Origin of the sequence: Pseudomonas sp. NPDC088322 (assembly GCF_044740745.1) — a bacterium.
GTDB classification, from domain to species: domain Bacteria; phylum Pseudomonadota; class Gammaproteobacteria; order Pseudomonadales; family Pseudomonadaceae; genus Aquipseudomonas; species Aquipseudomonas shirazensis.
In genome coordinates this window covers 110,622-131,195 of sequence record NZ_JBIURK010000006.1, presented here as the reverse complement: position 1 = coordinate 131,195, position 20,574 = coordinate 110,622, and the positions used below count along the sequence as shown (strand labels likewise).

Here is a 20,574-nt window from a genome sequence, read left to right as displayed (position 1 = left end):
TGAGGTCAGAAACTGCTTTGAATCTTCAGGCCGGCGATCAGTGCGTCGTCGACTGCCGATACCCCGCCTGGATGGCGGATGTACTGCAGGTTGGGACGCACGGTGAGCCAGTCGGCCAGGTGCACGCCGTAGTAGAGCTCGGCGCTGTATTCGGTGTCTTGCACAGGCAGGTAGCCTGGGTTGTCGTAATCACTGATGCCGGCCGCCTGATTGGCCAGGCGGGCGTTCTTGCGGTAGCCGGGGTTGACGTGCACGCGGGCGAGGGCGAAACCGATGTCGTCCTTGGCCCGGGCATCGAATGGCCCCTTGTACAGCACACCTGCCTGAACGTAGTTGTCGATGGCATTAGTCTTCTTGTCGTGCAATGTGGCATTGGCAAACAAGCTCAGGCCGCGTGACTGGTCGGACGCCTGCGAGGTCACCTGCTGCTGCGCGCCGAGCCAGAAACCGTGTTTGCTCGAGCGGCTGCGGTAGGCAGCGCCGCTGATGGCGGCGGGTTGGCCACTGCTGTCGCGCAGTACGTCCTGAGCCTTGGCATTACTGTAGTAGTAGCCGGCGCGATATTCCCCTGCAAGTCCATTGACCTGTGGGCTCCAGACCAGTTCGATCGGCATCACCGCGCCCTGGGTACCGCTGCCGCTGAGCTTGAAGCCATTGCCCGACTCGAGGTTGGAAGGGTTCTGCTCGAACACGCCGACCTGGGCGTACAGCGTATCGCTCAGGTTGTAACGCACGCGCAGGGCCCATTGGCTGACCGGCCAGTTGTACCAGATGCCGCCAACCCAGTTGCCGACCTGCGAGCCGCAGAACGCCAGGTTCTGGAAGTCGCAGGGGAAGCTGTTGAAGTCTTCGCCTTCGCCGAAGCGGCCGAATTTCACGTCGAGGACGCCATCGAAGTACTTTTGCTTGACCCACAGCTGAGTCAGGCGCCAGGTCTGGCCGCGACCCCAGACTTCCTGGGCGGAGGTAAAACCCCCTACGCGCGGGTCGTTGATGCGGTCATTGCTGATGTTCTGGCCGTGGCGCTCGGTCACGGTCAACTGCACCTCGGTGGCGTTCCAGCCGAGGATCTTCTGCAGATCAAGGTGGCTGCCAAAGGTGAACTGGTCGCTGTAGCGCGCGCTGCGGTCATGGTCGTAGCCGCCATGCAGGTTGCTGCCCATTTCACCCGTGTAGCCGAGGGTGAAGTCGTAGCCGCGCTCGCGCAGGTCACTGCGGCTGCCGTTCCAGTCGCCAAGCATCCACGGCGAGTCACTGGCGAACATTTCACCGGCAAGCGTGGCGGGCGTAACGCCACAGAGGAGTGTGGACAGGCCTAAGGCGGCATAACGACTACGGGGTAGCTGGAACATGAGATAGCGCTATCTTTGGATTGACGAAAAATACCCAAGCGCATCGAAAAGCACGCTCTTCGATGGCGTATGGCTGTGGGAATATGGGCTGAAGCGATTCAGTGCGGCGGCAGGATATAGCGGAAGGGGTAATAAAAAAAGACAAAATGTCGCACTTGATTGTTACTGCTGCAGCAACAATGGGCCTAGCGCTATGGCTGTGGTCACCATGGCCAGCTCAATCGAGCCAGCCATAATGGCCTCAGTGCAGTTCCTCAGAAGCTTGTACGCAGGCCAACCTCGACACTACGCCCAGGCGCTGGGGCAATGTCGCGCAAGATCGAACTGGCGTAGCGCACCGTCTGATTGGTCAGGTTCTCGCCGCGGACAAACGCCAGCCATTGGCTCTGGCCGACATCGAAGCGGTAGCCGACGCTTGCGCCCAAGGTGGTGTAGCCGTCAGTGCTGGTTTCGTTGGACGGCTTGCGTTGCTGCGAGGCTGCATGTTGTACATCGACGCGCGCCTGCCAGCGCTCCAGCGACCAGAGCAGGCCGCTGTTGAGGCGTAGCGGCGCAATCCGTGGCAGCGGCTCACCCGTGTCCAGGTTATTGGCGCGGGTGTAGTCGCCTGACAGTTCCAGGGCAAAGCTGCCGTAGCGGTTTTCCAGCAACTGCCAGCGATCCTGCGCCTCGATGCCATAGAAGCGCGCACGCACGCCTTGGTACAGGTATTCGGGAATATCACCGTGGTCATGGTCATGGTCGTGATCATCATCGCCATCATGATGATGCCCTTCACGCAGATTGCCGCTGCTGATCAGGCCAATGTAATTGCGAAAGTGGCTATAGAACACGCCGACACTGCCCTTGTGCGTGCCATTGTGAAACCGCAGGGCCAGGTCGGCGGCGATCGCTTTTTCCTTGTTCAGGCTGGCATCACCCACTTCATAGGCGCCGGTCGCCACGTGCGCACCATTGGCATACAGCTCATAGAAGGTCGGCGCGCGCTCGGTGTAGCCGAGGTTGGCCGCCAGCGACCAGATCGGGTCAAGCTGATACACCGCGCCTGAAGACAGGCTCACGGCATTGAAGGTACTGGTGCTGTCAGCGGCGGCGAAGTCCTCGTTGCCCTTGGCATCCGGGTCGACCCGGGTGTGTTCCAGACGTGCACCGAAGCTCAGGTTCAGGCGCTCGCTGGCCTGCCACTGCTCTAACAGAAACAGCGCCAGGCTGTCGGTGTCGGTGTAGGGCACGAAGGCTTCTTCACCCAACGCGGAGAACTGATTGCGGCTGACCTGCGCGCCGATCACCCCTTCCACTGGCCCCAGCGGTTGATGCCTGGCCTCGATGCGCGCCTCGTAGCCTTTGTTCTTGAAGGTGGTGTGCACTTCGCCGCTTTCGATCTCGCGGTGCTGGTAATCGGTGTAGCCAGCGTCGACCTTGACCGAGCTGAACGGGCCGTCCAGATCGCGCAGTTCAGAGGCGAAACCGTAGTGGTCCTGCTGCATGTCCAGGCGCACGCCGGGCTCGGCAACCGAGCCGTAGTTGCTGTCGTAACGGCTGTAGGATAACCCGCTGTAACCGTGCTCCCAGTGATAGGCGCCGCCAATAGCGCCGCCGTCCTGGCGACCGTCGCTGTTCTCCAGGCGGTGTTTGCTGCCCGGCTCGGCACTGTCGCGGACCTTGCCGCTGCGCGCATAGCCAGGAATGCGCAGGTCATTGAACTGGCGGCTGTTGGCATCCAGGTGCAAGGCGAAGTTGCCGTCACCGGCTTCGAGCTTGCCGGCGCTGCTGCGGGTGGTGTCGGCGCCGCCGTAGCGCAGCTCACCCGCACCGTGAATGCCGTCGATAGGGGCATCGGGGATGCGGTTGTCGAAGGTGTTGACCACGCCGCCGATGGCATTGCCGCCATACAGCAGCGCCGCTGGGCCGCGGACGATTTCAACCCGCTCGACGGTGACCGGGTCCAGTGGCACCGCATGGTCATACGACAGCGACGAAGCATCCAGCGCGCCGACGCCATTGCGCAGGATACGAATGCGATCACCGTCCAGGCCGCGGATCACCGGGCGGCTGGCGCCCGGGCCAAACCAGGTTGAGGCGACCCCGGGCTGCTTGTTGAGGGTTTCACCGAGGCTGGCGTGCTGCTGGTGCAGCAACGCGTCGCCTTCGAGCACTGTACTGGGCGCGGCAAGTTGAGCGTTGCCCAGCGGATTGGCAGTAATAACCTGTGGCTGCAGTTCAACGGCGTGGCTGGCGGGGGAGGCCAGCCAAAGGGCAGCGGCAAGCGGGGAAAGGCGCAGCGGTAGCGGCAACATGAGATCAAGCGTTCCTTGGCAAGGTATTAGTATTGTTACACTATAACATTGCTTTGTTGAGTGCTGGCCAGAGGTTTTTGCTTCTACACTCGTGTAATCTGCGCCTCTTTTCACCGCAGGAGCTCCGCATGAGCACGGCCAACCACAACGCATTGCACGGCAAGACGCTCGAGCAGATCCTCACCGAGCTGGTCGCTCACTACCAGTGGCAAGGCCTGGCCGAACGCATCGACGTGCGCTGCTTCAAGAGCGACCCGTCGATCAAGTCGAGCCTGGCCTTTTTGCGCAAGACGCCGTGGGCACGAGAGAAGGTCGAGTACCTGTACATCAAGCTGCAGCGCAAAGGCTGAATGGCTCGTCATCCATGGCTGAGCCTGGCAGCGCTGCTGGGCTGGTTCGGCTTGAGTGTGCAGCTGTACCTGGTGTTGCTGGCGCGCTGGCAGGAGCAGGCCAGCCTGATTGGCGGGTTGATCAATCTGTTCGGCTTTTTCACCGTCTTAAGCAATACGCTGGTGGCGACCGTGCTGAGCTACGCGGCGTTTGGCCACGCCGCGGCGGCACGGCGTTGGTTCTTGTCTGCGCGGGTCAGCTCAGGCATTGCTGCCAGCATTGTGCTGGTGTCGATTGCCTACAGCTTGCTGCTGCGCCACTTGTGGCATCCCCAGGGCTGGCAATGGCTTGCGGACGAGTTGCTGCACGATGTGATGCCGCTGCTGTTTGTAGTGTATTGGTGGCGAGTGGTGCCCAAGGGGGAGCTGCGCCTGTCTGACTTGGGCTGGTGGAGCCTGTATCCGGCGGTGTATTTCGCCTATACGTTGTGGCGTGGGCAGCAGATCGGGGTTTATCCCTATCCGTTCATTGATGTCGCCAGCCTTGGTTATGGGCAGGTGATGATCAATGCGCTGGTAGTGTTGGTCGCGTTCTGGGCGATCGGGCTGGTATTGCTGGCGCTGGATCGCTGGCAGGGGCGGCGAAGGACGCAGCCGCTACCCTGACCATGTCATTCCTGGGTCATGCGCGGTTCCTGTAGGAGCCGCCTTGTGTCGCGAAAGGGCTGCGAAGCGGCCCCACATTTTCCGCTTCGCCGCTGATATCGCCGGGCCAGCTTCGCTGGCCTATCGCGACACCAGGCCGCTCCTAGAGGGCCGCAGCCCCGTATCTCGACTGAGACTACTCGTCGTCAGTACTCCCATCGGCGCGCCAGTAGGCGGCGGCTTTCAAGGCATCCTCGTGAACGCCTTTTTCCAGCAGCAAGGTCTTGGCCTGTCGAGTCAAAGACTTCTCCAGCGCGACCCAGCTGTACAACTCGCCCTCCGGCAAAGGCAACTCGCTGATCACTGCCAGCAGGTCCTGCTTGTCACGTTGCACCCAGATCACCTCGACCTCAGCCTGGCTCGGCAACGGCTGGCGTTCCTGGTCGTCGGCAATCTGAATCAGCGCGAGCACCCGGCGACCTGCCGGCAACTCGTGCAAGCGCCGGGCGATGGCCGGGATCGCCGTCTCGTCGCCAATCAGCAGGTAGCTGTCAAAAACGTCCGGCACCACCAGCGAAGCCCTTGGCCCGGCGATGTTCAACACCTGGCCCGGTTGAGCCTGAGCAGCCCAGGTCGAAGCAGGGCCGTCGCCATGCAGGACGAAGTCGATATCCAGCTCGCCGCTGGCCTGGTCATAGCGGCGCGGGGTGTACTCGCGCATGGTCGGCCGAGCGCCACCGTCGCGGCCCGACTGGCGCGCATCGATGGCCGCCTGTTCGGCAGCAGTCACGCCGAACAACAGCTTGATATGGTCGTCGCTGCCGAGGCTGACAAAGCCTGCCAGCTCCGGCCCGCCAAGAGTGATGCGGCGCATGCGCGGAGTCAGATCGGTCACCCGCAGTACCTGCAGCCGACGCTGTTTGATTTCGTGATTGACGCGGTGAATGCTGTTGTTCATCAAGTGTTCTCCGTGACGGAATCGGCCGGGCCGGCGGCAATGGCCTTGGCGGTGTCGTTGAGCAGATTGCTGACCCGCTCGATCTCGGCGCTGTTCCAGCGGCCGCTGTGCATATGCAGGGCATGGCGCAAGTTGCCCACGGCCTCATGAATTTCCGGTGGGCGATCATGGCCACGCAGTGCCCGCTTGCTGACTTCGATGCGCATGCGCACACCATCGATGGCGACGGCTTGCTCGGTCAGGGCAGTGCGCCCGGCATCGGTAATGGCGTAAAGGCGTTTGCTGCCCTGGACCTGGCCGCTGATCAGTTCGGCTTCTTCAAGGAAATTCAGGGTTGGATAGATCACGCCGGGGCTCGGGCTGTAGCTGCCATCGAACAACGTCTCGATCTGGCGAATCAGGTCGTAGCCATGGCCGGCCTGTTCGGCAAGCATGGCCAGCAGCAGCAATTTCAGGTCGCCGGGGGCAAATACCCGCGGGCCGCGTTCGCCGCGGGCGGGGCGGCGGTCGAAGGGATCGTGATCACGCATGGTCTAAAGGCTCCGTCTGCGATATATCGTTAGATACTACTCAAGATATATCTTAAGACAAGCCAAAGATAGTGATGATTCTCATTTGGTTATTCGATCAGTCACCACCCGGGCTGTCCGGGCGGTGACTGTGCTGTCAGTGGTTGGCCGCTAACTGAGGTGGTTTGCACTCGGTGCTACTGCCTGGTTCGAGATACGGCATCAGGATCGGTGCCATCCCTTTCAGCGCCTGCACTGGCAATGCCGAAGTGAAGGTGAAGGCCTCTGCCGTGCGCCCAGGCACAAAGGCGGTGAGGGTGCCGAAGTGGTTGTCGCCCAGGAAGAACACGAAGGTTGCGGTGCGGTTCAGCGAGCGCGAACCGATCAGCCGACCGCCAGCGCCAAAGCTCTCGATGCGGTTGTCGCCGGTACCGGTCTTGCCGCCCATCACCAGTGGCGTGCCATCGTGCAGCTTGAAGCTGCCGGAGATACGCCTTGCCGTACCGGCGTCTACCACTTGCGACATCGCGCCTTTAAGCGCGCGTGCGACTTCAACCGGCAGAATCCGCTTGCCGCGGTCCGGATCGCTGATCAGCTTGGTCTCATACGGCGTGTTGGCGGCAAAGTGCAGGGTGTCGAGGCGCAGTGTCGGCAAGCGCACACCGTCGTTCTGGATGATCCCGACCAGCTCGGACAGCGCTGCCGGACGATCGCCCGAGCTGCCGATGGCGGTGGCCAGGGATGGCACCAGATGATCGAACGGGTAGCCGACCTGCTTCCAGCGTTGATGTATATCGAGAAACGCCTCGATCTCGACCATGGTCCGGATACGGCTGTCACGGGCACCCTGGTGGCGGCTCTTGAACAACCAGCCATAGACTTCCTGGCGCTCGAACCGACCGGCATTGAGCATCTCGCTCAGGCTCGCGCCGGGGTTTTTCAGCAGGTAACCGAGCAGCCACAGGTCAAGCGGGTGCACCTTGGCGATAAAGCCCTGGTCGGGCAGGTCGTATTTGCCGGGGCCGTAACTGTCGTACATCTGCGACAGGCGACCATCGTCGAGCTTGGCCAAGGCTTTTTTGTCGCCCTTGCTGTGCGCGCGGACGAAGGCGTTGAAGGTTTCCTGGGAGGCTTCCGGGAACAGATAGCGGTGCACCGCTGCCAGCCGCTGCGGGGTAACCCGCATGCTGTCGAGGAAGGTATCCAGGCGCTGTTGCGAGGTCTTGCGCTGGTACTTTTTCCAGAAGCGCATGAGGTAGTTGCTGCCTTCGCGATCAGCAAAGCGTGCCAGGTATTCCTGCCGGCGCGGGTCGCCATCGTCTTTGAGCAGCATCGCCCGGTTGAACGGTTGCTGGTAGGTGACATAGCGGACGATGTCGCGCATCAGGCGAATGAACGGCAGGTTGATCGACTCGCGCAGTGCGTCCTTGAGGGTCGGGTTGCGACCGTTGTCTTCCTTGCGGAAGTTGTTGAACACATGCATGCCTCCGCCGGTAAAGAATGCCTCACCGGTATTGGCCGAGTATTTGCGCTCGAGCGCTGCGTCGAGCATCGCATCGAGGTTTTGATTCTTGCTGTTGAGGGTCAGCCATTCCAGCGACCATTGGGTCAACCGGTCAAGCTCGGCGACATCCACCTTCTTCAGCTCGCTGACTGGCTTGCCGGCATACTTGTCGTGCAGCTCGGCGATGATCTGCAGGTAGGTGGTGAGCACCCGCAGCTTGGCGGTGGAGCCCAGCTCGAGCTTGCTGCCCTCGTTGATATCGAAGGCCTGGTCGGTGCTGTCGGTTTGCACACGAACCCGCGAGCCATCGGCGGTACGTTCGAACAGAGTGAAGCTATAGCGCACCTGATCGGTAGTCTTGCTGGTCAGCAGGCGCTCGCCGATCAGGCCCATCTCCCCGGCAAAAGCTGGGTCGGAGAGTTTTTTCAGATAGTCGCTGACCTGGTTCTGCAGATCACCCTGCAGGGTACTGGTGGCCGACAGGTCGAGGCGGTCGAGGTCATACAGAGGCCGGTTGAGCATCCCGGCCAGGCGGTTACGGGCCAGGCTGATGCCCTTGTTGGTGATGATCGGGACGATGGTCGGCTGCGCTACCCAATCGCGATAGCGCGCTTTGCTGGCCAACGCGGCATCCGCCAGTGGCCGCTCGATGATATTCGCCGCAGTCAGCACGCGAATATGCGAGTCGGTCAGTTCGGCCAGCTCGATGCGGCCTTTGGACAGGTAATGCGAAGGGCGGCGCTGGGCGATCATCAACGACAGCACCTGGCGCAAGGCCAAGCCCCGCTCGGCAAGGCTGTCGGCATCGGTGGCAGTCGAGGCGAGGGCGCGGTTGACCTGATCGAAGTCCGCGCCATACCAGACGCGCAAACCTTCGGCCATGCCGTGCACTTCGCCGTGTCCAGGTACTGCCGACAGCGGCACGCTGTTGAGGTAATCACGCACGATGCGCTGGCGCGACTCGGTGGTATCAGGGCCGCCCTTGTACGCGCGCACGCTGGCCGAGAGCATCTGCCGCAGTTTTTCGCTCCCCGAAACGGTCAGGCCGTCCGGTGAGTGGCGGTATTTCTCCAGCTGGGTGGCCAGCGTGCTGCCGCCGGCCGACTGGCCGGGCAGGGCGAAGTACTTGGCAATCTGGCTGTAGGCGGCCTTGGCGAAGCGTGGCCAGTCCACTGCCGGGTTGTTGCGCGGGTCGGCCGGGTCGAGCAGGTCGCGGTTCTCGATAAACAGCAGGCTCTTGACCATCACCGGTGGTATCGCGGCAAAGTCCGGGTACAGGTGCTGCGGGTAGTTGTACTGGTAGAGCATGTCGCCGCGACAATCGGTGATGGTCAAACCCGCCTGGATTTTCTCGACAAAAGGCACGAACAGGCCGTGGTCGACATAGTCCATCAATGCCGGAGAAAACCGGACCTGCTCGCTGATCAGGTAATCGCGCTTGAGCAGACGCGGCAGAAACTCACCCAGCGCGCTGTAGCCCAGGCGCTTGTCGAAAGGCCCTTCACCGGGGTAGACGATGGCATCGCTGGGGCCTGGCTCCAAGCTGTAGGTCAAGGTCGCGGCCAGGCGGCTGAACTCGCGCGATTGCAGGTTCGAGGTCTGCATTTCGTCATAGGCCGCAAAGCCGATGGCAATCATCGCCAGCAGCACGACGAGAATGATCAACCGCCACCACAACCTGCGCTGACGAGGTGGTTTTGGCTGCGGAGCATTATCCAGACCTGCTTCAGGTGCTTGGGTGCTGGAGGGTTCCGATTGCCACTGTGCGCCCATAGTCATCTATCCGGCCAAGTAATTTCGTCTTGCGTGTCTGAAGCTTAGACGCTGACCGCAGCAGGTGAAAATTTTGTGAGCGGCATCGGCGGCATGCCGCGCTGACACTGCCGACACCTGCTGCAAACGCTTAGGCGGCCTGCTCGCTGTGGGGCTCGAAGCTGTCGGCCCGAGCCAGTTGCCACATCCGCGAATAGAACTGCCCATCGACCTCGCCGGTGAGCAGCTCGCCCGGTTTGAGAAACACGTGCATCTGCGAGAACAGCTTGATTTCGGTTGCCGAAATCCGCCGTACCAAGTGCTTGGCCTCCAACTGCGCCGGGTGCTCCAGGCCTGCCGCCGCGAGCATTTCGGCCAGCGCGCGCAGGGTATTGTGGTGGAAGTTGAGGACGCGGTTGGCTTTGTCCGGCACCACCAGCGCCCGCTGGCGCAGTGGGTCCTGGGTGGCGACCCCGGTCGGGCACTTGTTGGTGTGGCAGCTTTGCGACTGAATGCAGCCGATGGTTATGCCCCCCAAAACTCAACTATTGCCCGGTGAGTGAGTGAGTACCCGGCGCGTGAGTAGTTGCTCATACTACTCACGCCCTACGATCATTGCGCTTGCTCCCCCTCAGCCCCCGCGAGCACTGAATCCCCGCCAGGGACAATTGCCTTGCTACCCAGCAAGATCAGCTTGAACTGAACGTTGTGGGTAGCCTCCTTGTAGGCCGCTTCGCTGTCGTCAAACGAGGCTGCAACGATGCTCTGCAGGTTCTTCTCTGCAGAGAGCTTTTGGAGTAGGGCGAGCTGACTTTTCGTTGCCATGGAGTGCTGCCCAGGCTCGTCCAGCAGGATAAATCCAGGGTGATTCCCCTTCACTGTGAAATGCGCCGATGTTTCATACAGCGTCATGATGTAACTCCAGATCAGCCGCACAAAGTCACTGGCGCTCGACTCCCGCGCGATGTTCGAGCTGTTCTTGGAGGTGCTGGTGGGAGAGGCAGCTTTTCTCTCGTTAAAATCTTTCCTGTAGACCTCACGGAGCTCAATCTTGTCGAGTTCTGGCAGAAGGTTCTCTACGTTGAATTTGATGTCCTTCACGGGAGCGCTGTGATAGTCGAAAGAACTAACATTCGCTCTGAATATCTTCGAAAACAACGCGTACTTTTCAAGATCCACATCGGAATAATGTTCTTTTGGCAACGCAGCTCGGCTCTGCTGATTGCGCTTGAACTGAGCGGATAGCTCCACCAAAGCTTCCAATTGCTCATCGTTTCGCTGCAGAAATTGAGAGACTTCTTCGATGCTCATTTCTACTTGAAGCTGCTGCCGCAGATTGGACTTGGACACGGCTGCGTTTGTTGTAAGGTCAGACTTAAGGGCGCGCAATTTTGACTTGGAGGAGGCAATGCTCTTGGCAAGTTCCTCACTAACTACCGTGGTCTCTTTGACCGATTGCTCAATCGCCGCTGTGTCCCTCTCCAGCATCTTGATCTGAGACCTCAGATAATCGATGTTGGTCTCGATGTCCATGTGGGGAGTTCTTTCATGGAGGTCGGTCAGGGAATGGCCAATGTTCTGCATGCATGCTGGGCAAACGTCACTGGCGACATCAAGTTTGAGTGAGGCGCCGTATCGTATGAGCTTTTGGGCAGCCTGGTTTTTGGACAGTTCTTCACTTGCTTGCCTCTGATGAATAGCGTTCGCGTTACGGGCCGCTCGATGGAGTGTCAAATCGCCAATGCATGTCTCATATGCGACAGTCAGTTCCTGAAGTCTGGAGGTCTCTTGTTCAATAAGCTTGAGCGTCTCATCAGAAGTCGTGTCCTTCCACCTGAATTCTTCCTCAGTCAACTTCTTGAGCACTTGGAGCTGATTACTCTTGAACTGATCTAGATCCACCGGGCCCTGCAGCGTGGACTTGTGGTAAAGCACGTTTGCGGGGAGGAACTCCGCTACCGGAGTTTTCGGCAGGTGCAGCACCTTCATCGAGTTCTTCAGTGCATCGGAGTTAATTGCCCGGTAGATATCTTGCCATGCTGTATTGAGCTCAACCGACTCGTGGTCTAGCCGCGCACGATTGGCATCCATCTCAAATACGTTGGTGCCGACCAAGAAGTCGACAATTTTTATGCGAGCTTCCTTGACACCGAAGTAGGGAAGATTGGCAATGTAATCCGTCCATCCACGCTTTTGTTCAATGGCCATAGCGGCGAAGATATACTGCAGGTAGAGTTTTACCTGCTTGCCATTGGTGTGAGGCACCATGGGCAGTTTGAGACCGAGAAAGTTTTCGAGATATGTGTAGAAGCCTTCTCGAATTTGCGCGCTCCCACCATCATGAAGGAATCTATAAAGAATAGGCGCGGTCTCCCCTTTGGTGAGGGCCGCACACTCCTGAATTTCGACCAGCTTCGGATTTATACCATCCTCTTTGATCTTTCTAGTAATGGTGATCGTCTTGCCATTCGACTCCAGCTCCATGATGACCATAGAACGAATTACAAAGTGCTTCTCCTCATCAAATTCGACGTGATCTTTAAGTACGTATGTCAGGGCATCGGAATTTTGCGCGCCTAGCAACTCTTCCATTCCCAAGGCGTAGAGAATGCTGTGGACGATGGTGCTTTTTCCTGAAGAGTTACGTCCACGGATGATATTGAGATTGCGCGAAAATTCGGCCATGAAGCCGAATGGGCCGTCAGTGGTTTCGATTGCGATCTTGATACGTTTAATAAACAAGATTATTCCCATTCCTTGGAGATGGTTTTGACCATACCTTCTGAGATTTTCTTGCCAATCATCGAAAGCGTGGTCTTTTCTTCGACCATGACGGTGCCGTCGGTCTTGATGTCTGCTACCAACTGCCGTCCTTTGGGTAATAATTTGAACCCGCTAGTGGTCGGCTCGATGAGTCCATCTCGAAATGCGAGTTGGAGCGCAATGGAAAGTGCCGGATCAAAGCCCCAAACGGGAAGGGTTATCTGACCTAGCTGTGCGGCGAGCGTCATCGTTTCCATACGCGCAGGGGTTTTCATCGCCCAATGCATCAAGTGGAGTTTTATCAGGCTGCACTTACCACCATGTCCGCAGATGTCGAGGATCAACAGCGCCTGACAAATCTTGTACATGGGCCGGAGTTCGGTCAGCACGGGCATGGGTCTAGGAGTGAATTTTATGGTTGCCATTAGCTGTAGAAGTCCAATTGGCACACGGCAAGCCAACGGGCGACAGTTCTGCGCACTATGTCGTCCGTGAGTGTTCCATCGATCTTGAGGCGCTCATCGGCGAGCAATCGATCAGATAAACGATCCTTGATCATCTCTACCAGTTTGTCCGGGTGATCGGAGGTGGTAAGACTCCATTCCTCAACATTTTCCTCAAAACCGTTCAGTGTTTTCGCAACATGAAAATATGTTTGGGGGGATGTTTTATAGAGCGCCTGGAAAAAGCTGTCGTGATCCAAGAAAGAATTTTTGGTTTTACTAAGAAGACTTGCTACCGCACGCTCCCCTTTGTGGGACATCCGCAGTTGCGTTTTACGTTCAAGATTTTCGTCATAAGCCGTTGGGCTCTCGTTAACTTTTGGAACGTGTTGCTCACCTTGCCCCATGGAGATCGGTACTCCAGCTGAAATACGGTGCTGGTTGATCTCTTGGATATAAAAATCAATGTCGTGTACGAGGATCGTGAAGTTTTCATCCAAGTGTGGAAGATCCCACGCCCTGACTTCATCCTGTTTTTTTTGAGCGTGGGTGAGCAGCGCGTTATGAGCAATCTCAGGTGTGACGAAGCACCAGTCTTTGATTTTGGTACCACCGAGGATGCCTTGAAGGCTAGTTTGATTTTTTTTGAGCTTGTTCAGATCTTTGGTGATTTTGTCCTGCTGCTTTTTGTTGAGCACAGTGCGCTCGTAGATCGAATCAGGGCAATAGCACTGGAAGGCAAGCCCAGTGTGTTTCGTGAATCCTTCAATCCCGAAATCACCTGGCGTGGCTGGTACGTGCTGGTATCCGTCTGCGCCAAATTTCGTCTTGAAGACGAGCTGAAGTGTCGCCTCCCACGTCGTTCCGTTGAAGGGGCCTGCTGGTGTGATGATCAAAGCTCGCCTGCCTTGCCACGCGTATCGATTAGTCCATTACTGAGGCGCCGCGTTCGGGCCTCAGATACCGGGAAAGGTGCTTCGCATTACATAACGTGACGCTATCAAATGGCCAGTCACGGGTCTACGATTTGAACATAAATTGACCACAATATTTAACTGGTTATACATACAGCTAAGTAGGCAGGTTCCTTATCAGCGGTATTCGGAGGCGGCATCCTTTCCCTAAGGTTCATCAACACATAGCGAATTGTTGGTATGTTGGCTCTACCAGGCTATGCCAGAAGGAAATCCTATGAGTTTATCTCTGCTGAGTCGTTATGCGTTCTTCGTCTGTTGTGTGTTCTTCACGTTGCTTACTCTGCCTTTTGCACACCAGTATGAGTGGCTTTGGCCTATGACGTTGCTCACCGGGGCCATGAGCCTCTTGGGAGTGTTCGACCTCCTTCAATCGCGCCATGCCGTTCGACGCAATTACCCCATTCTCGGCAACATCCGCTACCTGATTGAAGGGATCCGTCCAGAGATCCGTCAGTACCTGCTCGAAGCTGACGATGAGGCCACGCCCTTTTCACGTGCTCAACGTGCACTCGTGTATTCGCGCGCTAAGAGTGAAGCCTCAGATAAGCCATTTGGCACGTTGATGGACGTCTACCAGACTGGATACGAATTCATTAGCCATTCGATGCGGCCAGCTCCCCTCTCAGACCCTGAAAGCTTCCGGGTGGAGATCGGTGGCCCGCAGTGCAAACAGCCATATTCCGCATCGGTTTTCAACATCTCGGCTATGAGCTTCGGCTCGCTCAGCGCCAATGCAATTCGAGCGCTTAACAAGGGTGCGAAACTGGGAAAGTTTTCCCATGACACGGGGGAGGGCAGCATCAGCCCTTATCACCGTGAAAATGGCGGTGACCTGGTCTGGGAGCTCGGCAGTGGCTACTTCGGATGCCGGACGGATGATGGCAAATTCGACGCTCAGAAGTTTGCCAAACAAGCGAATGACCCACAGGTGAAAATGATTGAGATCAAGCTGAGTCAGGGTGCCAAGCCTGGTCACGGGGGTATCCTGCCGAAGCACAAGGTTACTCAGGAGATCGCGAGTACCCGTGGTGTACCGATGGGGCAAGACTGCATCTCACCATCGAGCCATAGCGCTTTCTCTACGCCATTGGAGTTAATGCAGTTCATTGCCCAACTGCGTGAGCTATCTGGAGGGAAACCTGTGGGGTTCAAGCTGTGCCTGGGGCATCCGTGGGAGTTCATGGGGATCGCCAAGGCTATGCTTGAAACTGAAATTCTGCCTGACTTTATCGTTATTGATGGCTCTGAAGGTGGTACCGGTGCTGCGCCGGTAGAGTTCACGGATCACCTTGGCGTGCCTATGCGTGAAGGCCTTTTGTTCGTCCACAACACGTTGGTAGGTATCAATCTACGGGACAAGATCAAGCTGGGTGCGAGCGGCAAAATCATCAGTGCGTTCGACATTGCCAGCGTCCTCGCGATCGGTGCAGATTGGGGGAATGCTGCGCGTGGCTTTATGTTCGCGATAGGGTGTATCCAATCTCAGTCATGTCATACGAACAAATGCCCTACCGGTGTGGCTACCCAGGATCCTCTGCGTCAGCGAGCGTTGGTTGTTGAGGACAAAGGCGCGCGAGTTTATAACTTCCACCGAAGCACGCTGAAAGCGCTGGCAGAGATGCTGGCTGCTGCTGGTTTGACAAAGCCCTCGCAGCTGACTGCGCGCCATCTCGTGCGTCGAATGTCTGCTACTGAGGTGAAACTCTTCTCTCAGATGCACGTGTTCCTGAAGCCAGGGGAATTACTCAGTGGTCAGGTCGCCGGTGAGTTTTACGAGCGCATGTGGCGAGCAGCCCGTGCTGACAGCTTTGATCCCATGCCAGCAGATGAGACAGCTATGGAGCCCACGGTGATTGGCCAAGCTACAGCATGAGTTGTATCGACTACGTGCCCGAACAATTTTTGATGATACGGGGAAGCCCGCCTAGTGTGGGCAAGCTTTCGCCCTAGGCGCTCCCGGGAGTCGGTGTTCAGCGACTCGGCCAATCAATACCACTTTCCGTAGGGCTTGAGCTCTCTTGGGGCTTAGGGATACTCGACATCAAGACTTCGGGGTAGGCAACCTCCTGCTTCACTCGTTTCCATTCTGCTTTCAAGATGGTCTCGGTGAGCCCCTGTGCTTGAAGGACAAGGTTAGTGGTTTGCTTCATCAGTCTGATCGCTTCACCCAGGTTCCTAGCGCCTTGGGTCTGATGAATCGAGCGGCGAATCTCTTCAAGGCACTCCCGGAGCGAGATATGAGAGGTTTCCTTGGGGTTGAGCCGGAACAAGATTCGAATGTGCCGTTCGTGGTGCTCACGGTCTCGCGCTCCGTTCTCAGGAGCAAATGCATCTGCTGCGTCTTGGTGAATTTTGTCGACCTTTAGCTGATCGATATTTCCTTTGCCGTCCTTAGCCTCCTGATCTGCTCTGACCGCTGCCCGAGAACGCATGGCATCCCACTTCCATACGATTTCCTGGGAGAGAGCCAGATGAAACGCCATGTCCGTACGAAGCTCATCAATCCATTTTTGACGCTTATCAGCAACGAAGCTTGCTGTTGTTCGGTGCGACACAAGTTGCTGGAGATCAAGTTGCTGCGCTGTCTGTCGCCTACCTAGATACGCGATCAGTAGCTGAACAAGGACGCCGCCGAATGCGACGATGGCCGCAATCAGGGCAGCTTGTAGGGGGGGTGAGTCTGTCATCAGATCACATCTTCATGGTAGTGAAACTGCTAATGATACTTAGGATGCCGATCTTGTGACATTTACACATACTGAATGTCCCAACCCTGCTGGCGGAGCTGTTCGCAGTTGGCTTCGATTTCCTCCCCCTCGCCAAGCGTCCTCCTGCTTATGGCCAGGCACAGCAGGTGCGTTGGGCGGGTCATCGCCACATACATTGCAAGCAACCGCTGGACGATGCGTTTTCGCGTCCTGATACCACCGTGGCTTTGCTGCCCAGTGAGCCAAGGCAACAGGCTAGCGATGAAGTGCTCGTGACTGTAGGTTTCGAGCACAAGCGTCGCGGTATGGTTCTGTCCCTTGCTCGAATGAATGGAGCCGAGCTTGACGTCCAACACGCCATGGTCTTGATTGCTGCGGAAGGTATTTACTTCAAGATGTACAGCGTCCTCCTGCAGAGTATCCAAGCCTTCCGCTACCCAAGCGAGGTAGCTCAGCGCTGCTTCGGGTTGCTCATCCACTCCAGCAAGGACTGATGCCAAAGCCCAAAAGCGCTGAGCGAAAGATGTCCAGCTGTCGGCACTGATGGTATTTGATGTAAAGAGTAGATCGACCACCAACTGTTGGTAGACGGCCAAGTCATTCAGGTCGATCAGTAACTGTTGTACTTGGACGTGCTGTCGACTTCCCACTTTGATTTTGGTGGTGAGATTGGAGAGGTTTACCAGGTGGAGAAGGCCTTTCGCGATCTCTTCCACGCTGTGGTGAGCAGTATCGCTTTTGACAAGATCACTTTTGGCTTGGCGAATACGCTCGATCAACGTTGGCGGACGGTAAGCTGCTAGACCTGCACTGCGATCATAGCCCTCCCAATAGTGCCCGACCGTTTTTGGGTAGTGCATCGGGTCAGTGTCATCGGGATCGATGTCTTTATGGGTAAAGCCTATGGCAGTGACTGTTGCCTTGTCGTGTAGCTCCACGGGGAGCTGCTGGAATGCCAGGCGAGCGTAAGCATCCAGTACGGGGCTACAGTCGCCATCAGAAAAAACGAAAATGGTGTGGCGAAGCGCCCCGGCTTCTCCTACGTTGCGCCGCCCTGAAAGCCCGCCAGCGACGGCCTGAAGTGCGAAGGGATTTGCCAACATCGCAATCGATTGATCAAAGCGGAAGCTACTGGAGATGTCGACTGCTCGACTTCGATCCGGAAAGTCACTGCCATTGGTGTGGACGTCCGACTCATAAATCGCCTGGTTGGAGTCACCAACCCTAGTCACGCAAATCCCGGTGTTTTCGCGAGGGAAAATTGCGTTTAGGTACTCAACCTGCATCGCAGAGGTATCCTGCATCTCGTCGATGAAGACGTATGGAAAGCGGTGCCTCAACCCCTCAGCTACCACGGGTCGCGCAGCCAGTTGAGCACTGCCCAGCACGAAGATTTCGTCGTAACAAAAGTAACCGCGCTTCGCTGTGTCGACGACTGCCCTAGCCATGATTTGGTAGCTTTGAGTATCCGGCCCGCTAGGCAGGTTGCCTTTGGCGGCGTTGATGCAAGGGTTGTCAAAGTCAGCAGTGGCTAACCGCAGCAATTTGGTATCAAACGCTCTGCGGGCCAAGAAACTGCCCAGAAACCGTTTGTCCACGGCTGACAAAGACCTCAAACGCATCCGATGGGTCAGCTCATCATCGATCGCAGTGAAACGGTATTGAGCTGAAAGGAGCCACGGCGTGGCAAGGAAGCGCCTGATGAAACCGTGGATTGTATCGATGTAGTGAGGGTAGCTCAGCAGCCGTCGGCCAACTTCGGTGTTTCCAAGTCGATGCTCGATTTCATGGCGAGCGACATTGGTGTGAGACAGCACACAGATGCCGCGAGTCCGGCTTTTCCATTTGCGAGCAAGAATTGCAAGCTTGGCGACTACAAGGGTCGTTTTGCCGCTCCCTGGCGACGCGGATACGTCGAGCGTTTCCTGCGATCGAAGGAAGGCGAGGCGTTGCTCATCCAAACCCTCCAGCTTCATGAGCCCTGAGACCCACTCGATGTCTTCGTCGGTAATTTCGGGCACCAGGTCGCAGAACGCGATCATGGCATCTGTCTCTGCGTTTGCTGCTCCGAGGGCTGGTGCTGATTGGGCGTTATCTCTATGCGAGAAGTCACGTAGTAGATCGCCTCAACGAGGTAGCCGGGAAGACGTTCTTCCAAGCGCTCAAGACTCACTCCGAGCCTTTGAAAGCGCTGCTCCAAGATATCAACGAGGTACTGAGCAGTGATCGCTTTGGAGGCGACCTTGCGGTGGAACAGTGCGTAGATGGTCGAACTTATTTCTTCAGCCGAAATACCTGAGCTTACAAGGCCCTCATATTCGGTAATGGCTCGTTCGATGACTCGGTCGTGCGTTTCCCGTGCAGCATGGATCGCATCATCGTGTGCCGCTAATCGTGCGGCCACGAGAAGCTCAAGTGCCATGCCGCTGAAGGCCAGGTCGTACTCCAGTGTCCATCGTTCCGCCACGAACGTTTGTACATTTTGCTCGTCGTTCGCTTTGCGTGAGTTTCTCCATTCAGTCAGACGTTGAAGCCGAGTTTCATCATCAGCGCCGAAGTCGCGGTTCGCTCGCCACTTCCGGCGGCCAGCCACCCACTTGGGGTCGTCATCATTCTCTACCAAGCCCAGAATCTGTGGTGCGCAGTCTGGCATGACGTCCATGTCCGAGAGACAGGCGACAGGGATGTTCAGAACGCCTTTTGCGGGATTAGCACGTTGAAGGATCCGAGCATATCGCCTCAGGCCAACGCCCCCGACGTTGACCAGCGAGACGCCATGGCGGGTCAGATCTCGTCCGAGCAGCTTTGCTAGTGCTGGTAGGAGGATGGTTTCAGCATCTCCCTCGACGACGAGGAGACCTCGTGCGAAAAACAGATTTGCTTTGGTCACGTCCAGGAAACGGGCGAGGAATCGATAGTCCCCCTCGTCAAGTTTTGTGTGTTCCCTTCCGAGAGAATAAGCCTTGCGATCGTGCAACAGTACTAGATTGTCTAGAGCTATTTTGGAACTGAGATTGGGACTGTGGGTTGTAAGGATCACTTGCACGGGCCGCGTTTGGTCTTCCTGGCCGACCTCATCTGCAGTCGACCCACCATCGTCAGATGAGAGCGCTGAAGGAGCTGTGGAGCCTTCGTTCCATTGCAGCGAGATCTCCTCTCGCTGATCGATCTCCATCGGTCGAGTGACTGTGGAGGAGCTTGGTCTGGGCGTAGCTGCAACAGTCAAAAAATCCATCAGGCGCAATTGTCGCTGTGGATGAAGATGGGCCTCTGGCTCTTCTATAAGCAGTAACGGCAGTCCGTCGGGTTCCTTGCCAAGCAGTAGTAACTCACAGGCCATGAACAACAGATTGTTAGAGCCCAGGCCGTATTCCCCACGAGCTTCACGTGAACCCTGGTCGAGCAGACTCAGTTCCATGCGCTCTAGGATCTGCCTTAGGCGAGCTGGCTCCGAGCTCCCTTCAACGAAATTGATCCGCCCATGTAGCTCATCACCTTCCAGTGAAAGATGGGACAGGTAGTTTTCGTTGACCGAGTCTTGGGCAGAGGCAACACCTGGATGCATGTTCACCAAATGCCGTAGATACCCAGCCAACCCAGCGAGGCTCAGCGACTCAGGGTTTGCAAGCGGCTGGTTAACATCAAAACCACTCCCATCCTTGATGCTGGGGAAATGCTTGAGCACTTGTGAGAGGCGTGATCCACGCCCCGGGGACATTTCCCGTGTGGCATCTCGAAGGGGGCGCAAGTATGCAGCAGCCAGTAGTTGGCGGACATTGGTGTCAATGCTTGGGCCACCCCCGCTATGGCCACTGCGTACAACAATATCAACCCAACGACGTGCGAGGACGTCGTCCGAGAGTCTTCGTGCTGTCCAGTGAACGTAAACGACCGCATCACCACCCTTGAATGTGACGTACTCGGACAGTGCCCCCTGATCCGCGACAGACAAATCTGCAAACTTGGCCACGATCGTGATCTGACTCGCCTGAGGCCCTTCACCAGGAATGTGGAAGTCCTCCGGCTGCAAGCGTACGTATTCTCCGTCTCGCGTCTGAAGGACGAATCGCAGGGCGTCGATGACCGATGACTTACCCACGTCGTTCTCTCCGACCAGCGCAGTAATGCCTTTGTTGAATTCGATGACCAGACCGTTTGATTCGGCGCCAAATTGACGAAAATTCTGAACCTTCAGTGCTGACAAATACATCCATGTGTTCCTGTCACAAAGGTTTGCGGAGCAGTAAGCCGGTCAACGAATACTACTGGAGATCGTGCCGGCTATTTGCCTGTCTCTGAAATTTCGCGGGGCTCATTTCTCCGCTGAGTTGGTGCGA

Annotated in this window: 14 protein-coding genes and 1 pseudogene; 3 read left to right on the top strand and 12 right to left on the bottom strand. The window is 57.2% G+C overall.

Annotation, left to right across the window (positions count from 1 at the left end; translation table 11 throughout):
* Positions 1-5: 5 nt before the first annotated feature.
* Both ACIOAU_RS17095 and ACIOAU_RS17090 read right to left on the bottom strand, forming a co-directional pair.
* Entirely contained in the window at positions 6-1,352 is a 1,347-nt protein-coding gene (locus tag ACIOAU_RS17095) for a carbohydrate porin (RefSeq protein WP_188036574.1), read from the bottom strand.
* A 254-nt stretch (positions 1,353-1,606) separates the two neighbouring features.
* Positions 1,607-3,649: a TonB-dependent receptor gene (locus ACIOAU_RS17090; protein WP_188036573.1), complete on the bottom strand. Its 2,043-nt coding sequence runs from the start codon at positions 3,647-3,649 to the stop codon at positions 1,607-1,609.
* 128 nt (positions 3,650-3,777) lie between these two features.
* Between ACIOAU_RS17090 and ACIOAU_RS17085 the strand changes: the two genes are divergently transcribed.
* Positions 3,778-3,999, top strand: a complete 222-nt coding sequence (locus tag ACIOAU_RS17085; protein WP_101321868.1) for a VF530 family DNA-binding protein — start codon at positions 3,778-3,780, stop codon at positions 3,997-3,999.
* Entirely contained in the window at positions 4,000-4,644 is a 645-nt protein-coding gene (locus ACIOAU_RS17080) for a Pr6Pr family membrane protein (RefSeq protein WP_188036572.1), read from the top strand.
* A 175-nt stretch (positions 4,645-4,819) separates the two neighbouring features.
* Here the strand turns inward: ACIOAU_RS17080 and ACIOAU_RS17075 are convergent, their stop codons facing one another.
* The 7 genes and pseudogenes from ACIOAU_RS17075 to ACIOAU_RS17045 form a co-directional block, all read right to left on the bottom strand.
* Positions 4,820-5,581 carry a siderophore-interacting protein gene (locus ACIOAU_RS17075; protein WP_188036571.1) on the bottom strand — a complete coding sequence of 254 codons (762 nt, stop codon included), beginning with the start codon at positions 5,579-5,581 and terminating at the stop codon, positions 4,820-4,822.
* Positions 5,581-6,111, bottom strand: coding sequence for a PadR family transcriptional regulator (locus ACIOAU_RS17070; RefSeq protein ID WP_188036570.1), 531 nt, complete (start codon positions 6,109-6,111; stop codon positions 5,581-5,583). The genes ACIOAU_RS17075 and ACIOAU_RS17070 overlap by 1 nt, the downstream gene beginning before the upstream one ends.
* A gap of 136 nt (positions 6,112-6,247) precedes the next feature.
* Positions 6,248-9,367, bottom strand: coding sequence for a transglycosylase domain-containing protein (locus ACIOAU_RS17065; RefSeq protein ID WP_401183513.1), 3,120 nt, complete (start codon positions 9,365-9,367; stop codon positions 6,248-6,250).
* 130 nt (positions 9,368-9,497) lie between these two features.
* A pseudogene (locus ACIOAU_RS17060) lies at positions 9,498-9,869 on the bottom strand (glutamate synthase-related protein); the annotation flags it as partial.
* A gap of 89 nt (positions 9,870-9,958) precedes the next feature.
* Positions 9,959-12,088, bottom strand: coding sequence for an AAA family ATPase (locus tag ACIOAU_RS17055; protein ID WP_401183510.1), 2,130 nt, complete (start codon positions 12,086-12,088; stop codon positions 9,959-9,961).
* 2 nt (positions 12,089-12,090) lie between these two features.
* On the bottom strand, positions 12,091-12,504 hold the full coding sequence (locus ACIOAU_RS17050; RefSeq protein WP_401183507.1) for a hypothetical protein: 414 nt from the start codon (positions 12,502-12,504) through the stop codon (positions 12,091-12,093).
* A 29-nt stretch (positions 12,505-12,533) separates the two neighbouring features.
* Positions 12,534-13,448: a hypothetical protein gene (locus tag ACIOAU_RS17045; RefSeq protein ID WP_401183504.1), complete on the bottom strand. Its 915-nt coding sequence runs from the start codon at positions 13,446-13,448 to the stop codon at positions 12,534-12,536.
* Positions 13,449-13,743: 295 nt separating this feature from the next.
* On the opposite strand from ACIOAU_RS17045, the gene ACIOAU_RS17040 reads away from it, so the two are divergent.
* Complete coding sequence (locus tag ACIOAU_RS17040) at positions 13,744-15,402, top strand: FMN-binding glutamate synthase family protein (RefSeq protein ID WP_401183501.1); 1,659 nt, start codon at positions 13,744-13,746, stop codon at positions 15,400-15,402.
* A gap of 97 nt (positions 15,403-15,499) precedes the next feature.
* Here the strand turns inward: ACIOAU_RS17040 and ACIOAU_RS17035 are convergent, their stop codons facing one another.
* From ACIOAU_RS17035 to ACIOAU_RS17025, 3 genes are all read right to left on the bottom strand, one after another.
* Entirely contained in the window at positions 15,500-16,216 is a 717-nt protein-coding gene (locus tag ACIOAU_RS17035) for a hypothetical protein (RefSeq protein ID WP_401183498.1), read from the bottom strand.
* A gap of 62 nt (positions 16,217-16,278) precedes the next feature.
* Entirely contained in the window at positions 16,279-18,279 is a 2,001-nt protein-coding gene (locus tag ACIOAU_RS17030) for a UvrD-helicase domain-containing protein (protein WP_401183495.1), read from the bottom strand.
* A complete protein-coding gene (locus ACIOAU_RS17025) occupies positions 18,276-20,447 on the bottom strand; it encodes an ATP-dependent nuclease (protein WP_401183492.1) in 2,172 nt (723 codons plus the stop codon). The genes ACIOAU_RS17030 and ACIOAU_RS17025 overlap by 4 nt, the downstream gene beginning before the upstream one ends.
* Positions 20,448-20,574: the final 127 nt, after the last annotated feature.

Coding starts and splice junctions, on each gene's coding strand:
- ACIOAU_RS17095 (WP_188036574.1), bottom strand. CDS start 1,352: ATGTTCCAGCTACCCCGTAGTCGTTATGCCGCCTTAGGCCTGTCCACA.
- ACIOAU_RS17090 (WP_188036573.1), bottom strand. CDS start 3,649: ATGTTGCCGCTACCGCTGCGCCTTTCCCCGCTTGCCGCTGCCCTTTGG.
- ACIOAU_RS17085 (WP_101321868.1), top strand. CDS start 3,778: ATGAGCACGGCCAACCACAACGCATTGCACGGCAAGACGCTCGAGCAG.
- ACIOAU_RS17080 (WP_188036572.1), top strand. CDS start 4,000: ATGGCTCGTCATCCATGGCTGAGCCTGGCAGCGCTGCTGGGCTGGTTC.
- ACIOAU_RS17075 (WP_188036571.1), bottom strand. CDS start 5,581: ATGAACAACAGCATTCACCGCGTCAATCACGAAATCAAACAGCGTCGG.
- ACIOAU_RS17070 (WP_188036570.1), bottom strand. CDS start 6,111: ATGCGTGATCACGATCCCTTCGACCGCCGCCCCGCCCGCGGCGAACGC.
- ACIOAU_RS17065 (WP_401183513.1), bottom strand. CDS start 9,367: ATGGGCGCACAGTGGCAATCGGAACCCTCCAGCACCCAAGCACCTGAA.
- ACIOAU_RS17050 (WP_401183507.1), bottom strand. CDS start 12,504: ATGCCCGTGCTGACCGAACTCCGGCCCATGTACAAGATTTGTCAGGCG.
- ACIOAU_RS17040 (WP_401183501.1), top strand. CDS start 13,744: ATGAGTTTATCTCTGCTGAGTCGTTATGCGTTCTTCGTCTGTTGTGTG.
- ACIOAU_RS17035 (WP_401183498.1), bottom strand. CDS start 16,216: ATGACAGACTCACCCCCCCTACAAGCTGCCCTGATTGCGGCCATCGTC.
- ACIOAU_RS17030 (WP_401183495.1), bottom strand. CDS start 18,279: ATGATCGCGTTCTGCGACCTGGTGCCCGAAATTACCGACGAAGACATC.
- ACIOAU_RS17025 (WP_401183492.1), bottom strand. CDS start 20,447: ATGTATTTGTCAGCACTGAAGGTTCAGAATTTTCGTCAATTTGGCGCC.